This window comes from Chitinophaga sp. ARDCPP14 (genome assembly GCF_051362515.1).
In the GTDB taxonomy this organism is placed as follows: Bacteria; Bacteroidota; Bacteroidia; order Chitinophagales; family Chitinophagaceae; genus Chitinophaga.
In genome coordinates this window covers 44,165-59,323 of the sequence record NZ_JBKIXB010000018.1, presented here as the reverse complement: position 1 = coordinate 59,323, position 15,159 = coordinate 44,165, and the positions used below count along the sequence as shown (strand labels likewise).

The window sequence follows — 15,159 nt, the reverse complement described above, 5'->3', positions numbered from 1 at the left end:
ATTTACACAATAACTTCTGGTGCGTAAACACTTACAACTTCCCTTTTTTTCAACTGCAAATTGTGGATAAAACCATCCTTAAAGCCTAAAATGAAAAAGCTGCCTCATTTATTTATGAGACAGCTTCATGTGAATGTTTGTTCATCATTCTCTACAGTGCAATCTCCTGTACGGGGGAGAAAAGCATATCTTCTACGCCTGCTATCTTTAAACCAATCCGTGCAAATACGGAAGGCTGTGCCGGCACCACGTCCGGTATATCCAGCTGCAGACTGATATTCGCAGGATTAACGATATCGCCACCGGCCATATCGGCTGTTTGAATGCTATTGCGACCATCCACAAACTGCGTTTTACACACATACAGGAATACCCGCTCAATATCCCGCGCATTAACATCCTTAATGATCTTTTCCGCACTAAAGGTAGCCGTGAGCTTTTTCGCCACTGCTGTAAATTTCGGAGAACGGATCATGTAATACGGCATTACCTCGATATCCTGTTGCAGGCTGCCGGAGATCGTCAACGGTATGGTGTCTGTATTGGTTGTTTTGTCCGGAATGGACCTGAAAGGGCCCTGTGAAGCGGGAATCACCAGCTTATAGGCCGCATTGAACAACAATGCGGAAAATGAACCATCCTGGCTTACATTAACGTTGATGGGTATGCTTTTTCCCCAACCAGGTTCCCAGAGTTCAAAATATACATCGTTGTAACTAACATTTACCGGCTCTCCCTGGTATACCAGTCTTCCATTAAAAGTACTGGAGGGTGCCTTGTAGTTATCTTTCTTACAGGAGGCAGAAAATATACCTAATGCAATGAGTATGATATACTGAATTTTAGTTCTCATAATAATTCGCTTTACTGGTTAGGATTCTTTACTATTTTAGGATTATTATTCCGGATATCGTCATCGATATACCCATAATAATTTCCCATCCGGAACAGATGCGCGGAAGTAACCGCTCCCGGCAATACCTGCTTAAATATATACTTACCATTATTGGCGCCTCCCGGATCGTATACCTTGTAAGGCCACAGGGCAAATACCCGGTTACTTACCGCAGTTGCAGTGCCAGGTGTAGTAGTCAATGGTGTTTTCACACCATTCCATACCTTATGTGCCAGGCGCCAGCGTTTCATATCCCAGAATTCGTGACCTTCAAATGCCAGTTCCACTTTCCTTTCATGCACAATCCGGTCGAAGGTGATTTGCCCAGCCGTCAGCGGGGTTTTGAACCCAGCCCTTTCACGTACTTCGTTGATATAACCGGCTGCCACACCTGCCTGCCCCAGTTCAAACGCTGCTTCCGCAGCATTGAGCAACACTTCTGCATAACGGTAACGGATCCACCATACTTCGCTTTGAGTGCCTATACGGCCCGATCCAACGGTGGGATCCATATACTTGCGGATAATAAAACCGGATTGGGCGCTGAACTCCAGGTTATTTACCGGCCCGTCAAATCCAACTACCTGCACATCCGGTCCATTCGGCTCCAGCTTGGCTTTTGCCCCGAAGTTGTCACCCGTAACAATGCTGCCATCCTTCTTAATATAACCGGCCCATATATCTACTTTCTTGTCCTTAAATTCAGATCCGGGTAACATAACAGTAGCGGCTAAACGAGGGTCTCTGTTGGCAAACAAATCCATCGGATCACTATAGTACATATAACCGCCACCTGCCGCATTGATGGGAAGCGGGGCAAAAGTATTATCCAGTAACTCGAACGACTGTACGAGATTCAGCGACGGGTTTAAACGGCCGCCCTGCTGCTCTTCTGCATTGGAACGTGGCTGGCTCCACAAGGTCCAGGGTTGCACACGTCCGCTCTGCAATTTGTAATCCTTTGCAAAAATCACTTCCGGATTGGAACCTTTGTCGATAAACAGACTGACAAAATTCTGCGTGATGTTATCCGAATTCTTTTTGTACAAAGAATAACTGCCGGTGGCAATCAGTTCCTGTGCTGCCTGCAGGGCAGTAGTATAATAAGCATTTGCTTTTGAAACGGGGATACCTACTTCTCCACCGGGCAATGACACCTGCGGTGTTTCTGCGCCGTGTTTTGCAATAGAACCGGCATACAATGCCGCCCTGACTTTGGTAGCCAGCGCCAGCCCTACAGTTACACGGGTTTTACTCACGGGGCTTGCAGGCACATATTTCTTTACCGTATCCATTTCGCTGATCACAAAATCATAGATCTCTGATTCTTTCGCACGCGGATGTTGCAGATAAGCAGGATCGTTTTTGTAGTCATACTCCATTGCCTGCAATATCAACGGCACACCGCCCACCCTTTTTACTTCTTCAAAATATACCACCGCTCTCAGGTAACGGGCTTCGGCAACAAACCTGTCTTTTACCTCCTGTTTCAGTTTTGTGGAGGCTCCACACTTTTCGATGAATATATTCAACTCCCTGATATACGCATAATCCCAATAGGTCACTTCGCGTCCACCTTTTACAATCATACCGGGAAATACATAAGGATAGTCGCTGGCGCTATGCCGCCAGTACTGGCCGCTTTCAGATGCGAAGGCCTCATCAAAGCGGGCAAACTCGCCCCAGTTATCTATGGTTTGTACCACCATTGAAGGTATCGGCGAATTCTCAACATCTGTTTGCCTGTCCGGGTAACGGTCGTACAGATCGGCGAGTACGGAAAGGATGAGCCCTTCATCATTCCATAACTGCTCATTCTGCAGGATGTTGGACGGTGGCACGTCCAGGAAGTCTTTGTCCCTGTTGCAACCCGTATTCAAAGCGAGTACACAAAGACCTATATATAACAAACTTTTTTTCATAACGAATCTTATTAATTACTTAGAAAGTAAAGTTCAAACCAATGTTTACCAGCTTATTCTGCGGATATTGCAACCCGTTCTCGTCTGCTATTTCCGGTTCTATTCCAAGGTCTTTTACGTTATCGAACGAGAATAGGTTGTAGGTATTTACGTATACCCTTACCTTCTTAAACCTAATTCTGTCCAGTATTTGCTGAGGAATAGAATAGCCAATTTCCATTGTTCTCAAGCGCAGGTAACGTACATTATGCAACCAGAAAGTAGATGCCTTGTTATAGTTACTATGACCGCCCTTGTTGAATCGCAGTGGTGGGTTTTTACCGGGAATCCATTTGCTGTTCAGGTCAAAAGGATCTTCACGGTGCCAGCGATCGTCGTAGAACTGTTTAAGCAGGTTGCCGCCATTCTGATAGGGCCATCTCATTTCCCAGTTCTGATTGTAGGAATACATGGAACCACCGGAGAAGTCGGCTGCAAAATCAAAACCATTCCATCTTACGCCGAAGTTTAAACCAAAGTTAACGGTAGGGTTACCTGTTGTTTGATAGCCAATAGGTCTTTCATCCAGGTTATTGATCACGTTGTCACCGTTCATGTCTTTATAGATGATATCTCCCGGTAACAAAGTTTTGTTGCCTTGTCCGTCCACATTCACAGGGTATTTATTGATTTCATCCTGCGACTGGAATTGGCCGATGGCTTCATATCCCCAGTAGATCCCATTCCAGCGGTCTTCAATGGAATTCCGGTAATGATCCCAGGAGTTGCCCCATATCGGCTTATAGGTTTCGAGCAGCCTGCTTCTGGAATAAGATACGTTACCGCCAATCATAAAGCTCACTTTACCTGCCTGGCCGTTATAGGCAGCAGAGAATTCGCCGCCCCGCTGTGAATCGCTGTTCACATTTTCATCCGGCAGGTTGTAGCCAATTTCACTTGGCACCAGTACATCGTACTTGCGGCCACGTAACCCGGAACGTTTACGGTTGAAGAAATCGAGCGAGCCGGATATTTTTCCATTCCACAACTGGTAATCCAGCCCTACGTCAGCAATTTTACTGGTAAACCAGGAGAGACGGTCGTTTGGAACACCTTTATCGCGGGAGCCCCTGATAATGGTGCCATCCAGGATTACAGTAGACGTGCCGTACGTATAGCCGGGCAGGTAGTCGTAGGCGCCGATACCAATATCATCGTCACCCAGTTCTCCATAGGAAGCCCTTAATTTCAATTCTGTGAGAATAGAATTTCCTCCCAGCAGGTTTTTAACAAAAGGTTCCTCTGTTAACCTCCATCCTCCGGAGATAGACGGAAAGAAGCCCCATCTTTTATCTGGTGTAAACTTCCAGGAGCCATCGTAACGGCCGGCTACTTCCAGGAAATATTTGTCACTGAAACTATAGTTTAAACGACCTATATAACCCACACGGGCTTCTGTCCAGTCGTTGTCATTGTAAGTATCCATATCGGAAAACTGGATCAGTGGCAGCAGGTTGCTTTTAGGCACTGCATGCACCCACACATCCAGCTCCCGGCGTTTGATGCGCTCAGACACCAATGTAGCGCCGATGGTATGTTTACCAAAAGTGTTGTTATAGTTGATCTGGCCCTGCAATACGTTTTCCAGCACTTTATGCGTGCCGCGTTCCCTCCAGGGATTGGAGCTTCCGCCGGTACGCAGGTAAGTATCCGTAGCCTCCTGGTAGGTGTAGGTATCGTACGTATATTCGTGACCGTTCATCAGCTTGTCAGCGAAATAGTAGGAATACATTCCTTTCAGTGTGAGCCCTTTGATAGGTGTTTCGTAAGTAGCGTTGAAGTTGGTTTGCAGCACGCGCCAGTCTTCCGTCCAATAGCCGGAGATGGCTTTTGACTGTACCGCCCAGTTCTCCGTGTTGTGGCCGATATCATTCGGGTACAACGGGTTATCATTGGCGTATGCCCTTTCTGTAGGCCTGTTGCGGAACAGTGCGAAGCGGGGCGCCCAATAGTCGTCGCCGCCGGGAACGCCGGGGTTATCGCGTTGCTCAATACGACCGTTGATCTGTACGCCTACTTTTACACGCTTCGCCACTTTGGCATCCACGTTACTCTGGATATTGGTACGGTTAAAATCAAATTCTCTTCCCAGCACCGATTTTTGATCCAGGCGTGTGAGGGAAAGATAGTAGTTGATATTTTCAGAACCGCCCGTAGCATTCACATTAATAGAATTCTGCGGGGCATTTTTCTTGATAATAAAATCGTACCAGTCGAAACTCCTGTATCCCTTTTCTGTTCCCGCTTTCCACTTCTCCAGTTCCTCCCTTGTGATATCTGTATGCGGGTTTTCGTCATTCATTTCGGCATCGGCTTTACCGAGCATCCACTCATAGGCATTTACCGTTTTGGGGAATCTCGACCAGTTCTGCCATCCCGTATAGGCATCTACGTTAATGGTATTTCCCGCTCCCATTTTACCTCTTTTGGTGGTTACCACTACTACCCCATTTGCGGCCCTTACGCCATAAATAGCGGCGGAAGCATCTTTGAGTACGGTGATGCTTTCAATGTCGTTGGGGGAAATGTTGTTGAACTGGCCGGCATCTTTCTGAATACCGTCAATTACATACAGGGCATTTCCGAAATTACGGATCTGGATGTTGGCGCCTGCGCCGGGTCTGCCGTCGGGCATACGGAAAGACACGCCCGGTATTTTACCCGCCAGCGTGGCGCTCACGGTAGAAGCGTGTACCCTTTCCAGGTCTTTGCTGGTTACGCCGGAGATAGCGCCTGTCAGGGATTCCTTTTTTTGTGTACCATACCCTACCACTACCACTTCTCCCAATCCTTTGCTATCCGTTTCCAGTTGTACGTTTACTACTTTTTTGCCCGATAATGGTACTTCCTGTTTCAGAAATCCTACATAGGAAAATACCAGTACGGCGTTGTTTTCCGGAACAGAGAGCGAGTAATTTCCGCCGCCATCTGTGGCGGTTCCTTTATTGGTGCCTTTTATATTCACTGTTACTCCTACCAGTGGTATTCCTTTATCGTCTGTTACCTTACCGGTAATCACCATGTCTGCAGGCGCAGCATGGGCCATCAGGCCCAAGGAAAGCAACAATACCGTGAATAGCCGGCAATAGCCGCCCGGTATCACCTTCCGGATTAAATTGCGGAAACGTAATCGTTTTTTCATAACAAATGTTTGTGTGGTCTTATTAAATTATCAGTCTTACATGCTGTCTTTTTGGTTGAAATATGCTACGCTATTGTTTATTTCACTACCGGGAATGCTACAATTCTCACTTTGGTGCAACCATAGGGCACCAGTGTAATACTGGTTTCTTTGTCGTTTACTTTACCTTTATAAATACCGTTCCGGTCTGTTACGGGTTGGGGCGCCACATCATCCACCAGTTTCCACTCAGGGAGTTGTTTACCGGTGGTGGTGATCGTTACCGGCGCATGTGCCAGGTTCCATACGAATGTGTCTGTTACCGGTTTCACGGTGCTCACCTTCAGGTACTTTGCCGGCTCGCGGATGATCTTTTCAGGCAGGCCGTAGTTCCATTCACCTTTGGGGTAAACACTGAAATAATCGCCTTCCACTTCATCATGTCCTTTCTCCCACTGCTCTTCTAACTTTAACGCATATACGAGTGGTCCTCTTTCCACGGTGCGTGAATTACGGCCCCAGTTGGAAGTGCGTATCTGCATGGGCAGTTGCAGTACCAGCTGATCATCGTTGTTCCAGCTCCGGTTCAGGGTAATGATCTGGCCGCCTTTTTCGGAACGTAATTTCCGGCCGTTGAGTAGTATTGTTGCTTCATCGCACCAGGCGGGGATACGCAGTTGGAGGGGAAAGGCAACTGGCTCCCGCATGTTCATCCGGAAACGGATCTGATCTTCAAACGGGTAGCCGGTTTCTTCGTGAATGGTAACAGGGGTATGATTCTTTCCTACTTGAGCCGTTACTTCATTGGGACTGTAAGTAAGCGCCGCGAGGCCGTTACCGGCAGCGCCATACCACAGGTGTGAGGCGAACTTCGTCCAGCCCTGGTGCATATTGGCCAGGCAACAGGTATAACCGCTGCGCATACCCAGTACATTATTCATTTCCCGGTCGAACGGCAGGGAAAAATTGAATACGCCTCTTTTGATATTCACCTGGTTGGCTACCTGGAAATATTGTTTGTTGTTATAATCGTCGGTTGTTTGTGTAGGCAGTGCGTTAAAGGTCATGCGTTCCAATGCTTCCATATATAAAGGATCGCCGGTGATACCGATAATTTCCTCCAGGGAAAACATGGCTTCCACAATGGCGCACAGTTCAGTTCCCTGCGTAGGTGCGTTACCGTGAAGGTCTTCATCGGCGGAAAAGATGCCCATCGGCAAGCCGTGGAGGTTCATCAGGTCGGTAAAGCCGGTGTGCAGGTCCTGCAGGTATTTTTTGTCGCCGGTGCGCTGGTAGTTCATCACGGGATCTTTCAGTCCCATGCCTACGTTTACACCGTGACGGCGCATCCAGTGCTGGTCGTTTTGCTGTGCAGCCGCATCTATTACCCAACTGCGGTTGCCGAGCCAGCTGCTCCAGGTAAATGCCTGTGATTGCAGCAGTGCTGCCAGTTCCAGCAGTTGTTTGTCTTTATTGATACTGTACAGCCATTGGGCTACCATTACGTTTTCAGCGCCACGGGAGGTGGCCCATTCTGTCCATTTGCCCAGCGGGCAGGATTTCAATACCTGCAACTGGTAGTGAAAATACCGCGTCATAAAAGGTAAAACACGGGGATCATTTGTGGCCGTATAATATTGTTGCAGTACTTTCAACATCACCATCTTTGGCCACCAGTCGTCGCCGTCGGCGGCATTACTAACGCCAATGGCTATATTCTTTTCCCGCTCGGTTTTGGTGAGCGGACCAAAATAACCGGAAGGCCGCTGGTGATCGAGGGTCCAGTTGATATAGCGGAGTACTTTACTTTTCAGTTCTTTGTCGTTGAGCAGCCAGGCCAGGGGTACTGCGCCATCCAGCCAGTAGGGTGTTTCCTCCCAGCCGTCGCCTTTTCCGCCCAGCCAGCCGTTGTCGTTCTTCACTTTACCATATACTTCATCGAGATGGCCGCTGGTTCCGTTGCGCATGATTTGCAACTGGTGCAGCAGCCAGCCCTGTGGCTTTACTGCGCCGAGTGGAAGGGCCTGGTAAACGGGGGCCACAAAGGTATTGGTGTCAGCCCTGGCACCCGGCGGATGCGCTGCATCCGCCGGGATAAGACCAACAAAAAAAGCAGAAAGCATCAATAAGCCAAACAACTTTCGCTTTTCCATCATTATGGTTTTATAGTTACCAAGGCCGGGTTATACAATTTCTGATGAATCAGTTTCAGTTTGTCCAGTGGCATCTTCTGCACTTTCCGGTCGTAGGTCATCAGGCCGTTTGTCTCCACTTCCACATCGGTGGTTTGTGTGTATACGGCGGCTGATAGTCCTTGTTTGATCAGTGCTTCCAATCTGTCGGTGAACCCGCTGTAGCGTTTAAAAAGATCTTCCTCGTTTTTAAAGCTCTGGTATCCCCAGTTATCTTTTTGCTGCCATACATGTCCGTTCACCGGCAATCCCAGTCCGCCGAATTCACCCAGCACGATGGCGCGTTTATCGCCATATATGGCCGGATCCGGCATTGCTGGCTCGGGGTAGTTATGCAGGTCGATGATATGTCCTACCGGGTAAAAGTTACCGCCGCTGGCAGTATTCACGAGGCGGGACGGATCTTTCTTCATGGTCCATTCTGCAATCTCCACTGTTTTGAATTGTCCCCATGCTTCGTTGAATGGCGTCCATACTACAATAGAGGGATAGTTATATAATTCATCAATGATGGTGTTCCACTCTTTCCGGTAGTAGCTTTCTGATTCAGCTGAGCGATGCTGATCGGTGCCACGCCCGATAATACCGGGACGTGGCTCCCAGCCGTTTCCGAGATCGCCGCTCGGCATGTCCTGCCATACCAGCACACCCAGCTGATCACAGTAATAGTACCAGCGTGCAGGTTCAACTTTAATATGTTTCCTGATCATATTAAAGCCCATTGCTTTGGTTTGTGCGATATCAAACTTCAGGGCTTCATCTGTGGGGGCGGTATATAATCCGTCGGGCCACCAGCCCTGATCCAGCGGGCCATACTGGAATACGAATTTATTGTTCAGCAGCATGCGTTCTACGCCATTGGCATCTTTTCCAATGGAAGATTTACGCATGGCGAAATAGCTTTTCACTTCGTCTACTACCTTGCCTTTTCGTGTAACCGTGAGGGTGAGGTTGTAGAGGAAAGGGGATTCCGGCGACCATAACTTTGGCGAAGCTATTTTCAATACAGCATTTTCTCCGTTGATGGCGCTTTCTGCTACTTTGGTACCACCATCGAATGCGGTTACTTTTACTACATCACCTGCTTTTAAGTTTTCCACATTAGCTGCTACCGTAAGTGTTTCCTGGTCGATATCGGGTGTTTGTTTGGTAGAAGTGATGTAAGTATCTGCTACGGCTTCCACCCATACTGTTTGCCAGATACCGGTTACCGGGGTATACCAGATTCCTTCCGGACGCTTCACCTGCTTGCCTCTTGGCTGATCGCCATCGTCGGTGGGGTCCCATACTTTTACTGCAATTTCCTGTTTACCCTTTTTTACTAATGACGTGATATCGAAGGTAAATGGATCAAAGCCGCCTTCATGGCTGCCGGCTTCTTTGCCATTAACGTATACGGTAGTACGCCAGTCGGATGCACCAAAGTGCAGCAATATCTTTTTACCCTGCATACCGGAAGGCAGCGTGAGCGTGGTGTTATACCACAGTATGCTGTCTTTCCCCACAGTACGGCCTACGCCGGAAAGTGCTGATTCAACAGCAAAGGGTACCAGTATTTTGCCGTCCCAGATGGTAGGTTGACTTTCCTCTTTTGCTTTGATGGCATAATTCCACAATCCGTTCAGATTTTTCCAGTTGCCGCGAACCAGCTGCGGGCGCGGATATTCCGGCAACGTAGCTGCCGGCGATACCTGTTCGCTCCAGGAAGTAGCGATCTTACCTCCCACTATTTTCCAATCCTGTTGTTGTGCTATTGCTGTACTGCTGCCCAATCCAAGTGCCAGTGCAAAAAATAGGTACTTCTTTTTCATATATTTTCTTAAAGTGATTTTACTCTCCTGAAGGCTTAGTGACCCATGTATTTATTTTCACCGGTTCGCCAAAAAAAGGCGTGCCGTCTGTATTCCAGGTGATCTTTTGTATGCGGGGATTACGTTGATTGCCACATCCCTGTCCGGCTTTTGAGTTGGCGTGATAAATGATCCAGTCTTCTTTTCCGTCCGGCGATTTAAAGAAACCGTTATGTCCTGGTGCATAAGCGCCGTTCTCCGGCTTGCTTTGCAATACGGGATCAGGCGATTTAGTCCAACTGGCCGGCAGCAGCGGATCTGCGCCAGGCTTTAATTTCATGATACCGAGTATATAATTTTCTGTCCAACACCCGCATGCGGAGAAGACCAGGAAGATTTCTCCTTTGGCATTCCGGAGGATTTCGGGGCCTTCATTTATCCCGTTTTGTTCCCATGGATATTGAGGCGCAGCTATTTCTACTTTTGAAGAGGCCAGTGTCCAGGGATCTTTCATGCGGGCGATATACAGGCGTTGTACCGCATCTTTTCCGTTATGCCCGCTCCAGATAAAATAGTTATTGCCGTTATATTGTAAGAGGGTGCCATCAATGGCGAAGTGCTCCGGATGGGCGGGATCGGTGATCTGTCCCTTATCAGTCCAGCTGCCGGTGGTTGGATCGGCGGCCGTATTTTCCAGCACAAATGTGTGTTGCGGATGAATGCTATCAGACGATCCGGCGGTATAATACACATACCATTTCCCATTTAAACGGTGCAGTTCGGGCGCCCAGATATCCCTCGCATTGGGTCCTTTGGCTGGTGGTGTCCATATAACTTTTTGAGTGGATTGCGCCAACGCCGACATGCCTTTTGTTTTCCGCATCACCAGGTTATGACCTGTGGTATGCATATAATAATACATACCGTTGTGGCTTACCACCCAGGGATCGGGGCCGGAGCTCAGCAAAGGATTTTTGAACATACCAGTGGTATCCTCAGAAGTGGCACGGCATATCCCGCTGATAAACAGTAAAAATACCAGTGAAAGTAGTTGGCTACTTTTCATAACATGGATTTAGAAGATGGCTTATTTAAGTGTATATTTCACGCTTAACACACTTCTCCAAAGAAAGACTATCCGCTGAATACTTGTTTGCCCATTTATCTCAATTTTTATCTCTTTTGTATCATTTTAGCTTTTAGCCGGATGGTGGTGGGTTTTAGCGGAAAAACCATTAGTTTTAAGCTTTCCACTAAACGAACACATGCCAAAAATCCGCTATTATATCCTGTTCATGTTGCTGCTGCTAAGCGGGGCGCTATATAGCCAGTCGCCCGGTTTTGTACATTACCAGGTAGAGAACGGTTTGTCGCACAACGCCGTTATCTGCACGCTGCAGGACAAACAGGGGTTTATGTGGTTTGGAACGATGTACGGCTTGAACCGGTTCGATGGTTACACCTTCCGGGTATTCAGGCGAACAGAGCAGCCGGGAAGTATTGGTGGCAACTACATCCTCTGCCTGTTCCAGGACGATGACGGCCTGTTATATGTAGGATCGGACAAAGGGGTATTTATATATAATCCGCGTAATGAACAGTTCCGCGAGCTGAGTAGAAAAACGGAGGGAGAAGTACGGTCCATCACAAAAGACAGGCAGGGAAATATCTGGATTATATCCGCAGGCCGCCTGTTTCGCTACCAGGCAGCAACCGACCGTCTGACAGAAGTCCCCGGCTTCCGGGACGCCTCCTCTGTTTGCCTGGATGGCGAAGGACGCCTCTGGTTGTGCTCTTCGGCGGGCAATATGGCGGTCTATCATTACGACAAAAACAATTTTACCACTTATTCCCTCTTCACACATTCTGCCAAACCCAATTCCTATGCTATCCAGAAAATTGTACCAATGGGCAGGGATACCATCTGGGCATGTACCGCAGGGCAGGGCTTAAAACTGTTTAATACACGGACACGTGCCTACGAAGATTTCCTTTCCAGGGATACAGCCGGTATTGAATTGTATGTGAGGGACATTATCCGCCGGAACGATGATGAATACTGGATTGCATCGGAATCCGGTATCTATATCTATAATATTAAAAGCGGTAAGATCATCAACCTGAAAAAAAATTATGATGATCCTTACTCTGTTTCTGATAATGCCATTTATAATATTTGTAAAGATAAAGAAGGCGGCATATGGGTAGGCACTTACTTTGGCGGCACCAATTATTTTCCACAACCTTATACGTATTTCGAAAAGCTATTTCCGAAAACAGGTTCTTCTTCTCTCAGTGGTAACGCAGTGAGAGAGATTCATCCCGATAAATATGGTCATTTGTGGATAGGTACCGAAGATGGGGGGCTGAATAAGTTCATCCCATCGGATGGCAGTTTTTCGGCCATCCGGCCTTTGGATAAACATGCACCGGGTTTATCGCATACCAATCTTCATGGTTTACTGGTTACCGGGGATTCCCTCTGGATAGGCACTTTCGAGCATGGCCTGGATGTCATGGATATCCCCAGCGGAAAATTTATCCGGCACTATGCACCGGGTGACGGGCCACATCAGCTGCACAGTGGTTTTATCTATAGCTTGCTGCGTACCAGCAACGATAATATACTGATATGTACTACCTGGGGATTATATGAGTATAGCCGTTCCCGTGATGAATTTAATACCGTAAAAGAAGTACCTCATTATATTTTTTATACGGCTGTTTTCGAAGACAGGGAAGGCACTATCTGGTTAGGCACGGTGAGGGACGGATTATATTTCTATAACCGCCGCACGGGGAAGAAAGGGCTTTACCTGCATGATGCACATGACAGCACCAGTTTGAGCAACAACCGCGTGAACAGAATTTTTGAAGACAGCCACCATCGTTTATGGCTGGCCACAGATGATGGTCTTTGTTTGTACAACCGGCAGCGTAATAATTTTACGACTTACAACACCCGGCATGGTTTCCTTAGTAATATGATATTTTCTATCCTGGAAGACAAGAGCGACCGCCTGTGGGTAACTACTTCCAAAGGGCTGGCGTGTTTTACACCCGCCACTGAAAATGCAGTGGTATATACTAAAGCCAGTGGTTTATTAAATGATCAGTTTAATTATAATTCCGCTTATAAAGACAGTTGTGGCAATATGTATTTTGGCAGTGTAAAAGGATTGATCCGTTTCAACCCCGAGTCGTTTGTGCGTAACAGTTATCTGCCACCCGTATATATTACCGGCTTCCAGGTGTATAATAAAGAAGCCCAGGTGGGCGACATCCTGAAACAATCTATTTTCCTGACGGATACGATTGTTTTATCGCACGACCAATCCTCTTTTAGCATCAACTTTGCGGCGCTGAGCTACACTTCCCCGGAGATGACGGCTTACACATATAAAATGGAAGGGCTTGACCGTGACTGGACTTACCTGGAAACTAACCGGAAGGCGTTCTTTACCAAATTACCGCCCGGTACTTACCGGTTTATGGTGAAGTCGGCCAGCAGTGGCGGCAGCTGGAGCATTACGCCGCGTGTGCTTACTATTGTTATCCTCCCACCCTTCTGGGCCAGCTATTGGGCATATGCCGCCTACATCGTCCTGCTATGCAGCCTGGCTTATTTTATTATCCGGTGGTATCATCAGCGTGCGCAGCAAAAGCAGAAACGGCAGCTTGAATTGCTGGAGCATGAAAAAGAAAAAGAGTTATACCAGGCGAAAATTGAATTCTTTACACATCTCGCGCATGAGATCCGGACACCACTTACGCTGATCAAGGGGCCGATGGAAAAGGTGATCCGCAAATCCGATGAGGTACCACTGATCCAGAAAAACCTGCGCATCATGGAACGCAATACCGACCGGCTGCTGGAGTTAACCAACCAGTTGCTCGACTTCCGCAAAACAGAGATCAATGGTTTCAGCCTGAATTTTGTGCGTACTGATATTTCTGAGCTGCTGAAAGAAAACCATCTGCGATTTACGCCAGCAGCGGAGCAGCAGGATATCCGGTTTAAAATAGAGTTATCAAGCCTTCATTTTTTTGCTTATGTAGATGCGGAAGCTCTACATAAGATACTGGGCAATCTGATCAACAATGCTATCCGGTATGCCGCTACCAAAGCATCCATACACCTGCAGCCGGTGGATGAAAACGATGCCACTTTTACTATCCTGGTGAAGAACGACGGATACATTATTCCTGCTGAAATGAAGGACAAAATATTTGAGCCATTCTTCCGTGCGAAGGCCACGGCCGATAAATCCGGTACAGGTATCGGGCTATCCCTTTCAAGATCATTAACGCTGCTGCACAAAGGTAGCCTCGAGTTGCTGCCGACCGATGGGACACTAAATGTTTTTTCACTTACTTTGCCTGTTCACCAGGAAATAGAATTTAACCTGAGCAAATGGAAAACAAGCCGCTGATACTGTTGGTAGATGATAATGAAGAAATACTTTCTTTCATTGCAGACGACCTGGAAGATAAATATAAAGTAATCACTGCGCGCGACGGGCAGGCCGCCTTGCTATTATTGCAGGAGCAGCCCGTGCAGCTGGTGATCAGTGATGTGATGATGCCGGTAATGGATGGCTTTGAGCTATGCCGTATTATTAAGTCGGATTTTGTATCCAGTCATATTCCGGTGATCCTGCTTACGGCACGCAATACAATGCAATCGAAAATAGAAGGGCTTGAACTCGGCGCCGATGCTTATATTGAAAAACCATTCTCACCTGAATTCCTGCAGGCGCAAATTGCGAGCCTGCTCAGCAACCGTCATAAAATAAAATCCTATTATGCCAGTACTCCGCTGGTGCATCTGCGCAGCATGGCCTATACCAGCGCCGATGAACAATTCCTGGAAAAGCTGAATGACCTGATCAACCAGCATCTCAATAACATTGATCTCGATGTGGAACAGCTGGCAGATTTTATGAACATGAGCCGCCCTACTTTCTATCGTAAAATAAAAGCGATATCCGATCTTACGCCTCATGAGCTGATCAATATCGCACGTTTGAAAAAAGCAGCGTCTTTATTATCCACCGGATCATACAAAGTGAATGAAGTGGCGGAGCTTTGCGGCTTTGCTTCCCTGACTAATTTTGGAAAGAATTTTCAGAAACAGTTCGGGATACTACCGTCGAGATATGTAGCGCAGATACAGGCAGAGAAGGAGCGGTAGCCAAAC

Annotated in this window: 8 protein-coding genes; 2 read left to right on the top strand and 6 right to left on the bottom strand. The window is 47.5% G+C overall.

Annotation, left to right across the window (positions count from 1 at the left end):
• Nucleotides 1–151: 151 nt before the first annotated feature.
• From ACLHR0_RS30860 to ACLHR0_RS30835, 6 genes are all read right to left on the bottom strand, one after another.
• On the bottom strand, nucleotides 152–853 hold the full coding sequence (locus ACLHR0_RS30860) for a DUF3823 domain-containing protein (protein WP_429050632.1): 702 nt from the start codon (nucleotides 851–853) through the stop codon (nucleotides 152–154).
• An 11-nt stretch (nucleotides 854–864) separates the two neighbouring features.
• Complete coding sequence (locus tag ACLHR0_RS30855; RefSeq protein ID WP_436491617.1) at nucleotides 865–2,817, bottom strand: RagB/SusD family nutrient uptake outer membrane protein; 1,953 nt, start codon at nucleotides 2,815–2,817, stop codon at nucleotides 865–867.
• Between the two features lie 19 nt (nucleotides 2,818–2,836).
• Nucleotides 2,837–5,998, bottom strand: coding sequence for a SusC/RagA family TonB-linked outer membrane protein (locus tag ACLHR0_RS30850; protein WP_429063172.1), 3,162 nt, complete (start codon nucleotides 5,996–5,998; stop codon nucleotides 2,837–2,839).
• A gap of 77 nt (nucleotides 5,999–6,075) precedes the next feature.
• Nucleotides 6,076–8,130 (bottom strand): beta-L-arabinofuranosidase domain-containing protein, encoded by a 2,055-nt coding sequence (locus ACLHR0_RS30845; RefSeq protein WP_436491616.1) that lies wholly within the window; start codon nucleotides 8,128–8,130, stop codon nucleotides 6,076–6,078.
• Between the two features lie 2 nt (nucleotides 8,131–8,132).
• Nucleotides 8,133–9,980, bottom strand: a complete 1,848-nt coding sequence (locus tag ACLHR0_RS30840) for a glycoside hydrolase family 2 protein (RefSeq protein ID WP_436491615.1) — start codon at nucleotides 9,978–9,980, stop codon at nucleotides 8,133–8,135.
• A gap of 19 nt (nucleotides 9,981–9,999) precedes the next feature.
• Nucleotides 10,000–11,025, bottom strand: coding sequence for a glycoside hydrolase family 43 protein (locus tag ACLHR0_RS30835; protein ID WP_436491614.1), 1,026 nt, complete (start codon nucleotides 11,023–11,025; stop codon nucleotides 10,000–10,002).
• A gap of 199 nt (nucleotides 11,026–11,224) precedes the next feature.
• Here ACLHR0_RS30835 and ACLHR0_RS30830 point away from each other — a divergent pair, with 199 nt between their 5' ends.
• A complete protein-coding gene (locus tag ACLHR0_RS30830) occupies nucleotides 11,225–14,392 on the top strand; it encodes a ligand-binding sensor domain-containing protein (protein ID WP_436491613.1) in 3,168 nt (1,055 codons plus the stop codon).
• A complete protein-coding gene (locus ACLHR0_RS30825) occupies nucleotides 14,374–15,153 on the top strand; it encodes a response regulator (protein WP_429050639.1) in 780 nt (259 codons plus the stop codon). The genes ACLHR0_RS30830 and ACLHR0_RS30825 overlap by 19 nt, the downstream gene beginning before the upstream one ends.
• Nucleotides 15,154–15,159 lie beyond the last annotated feature (6 nt).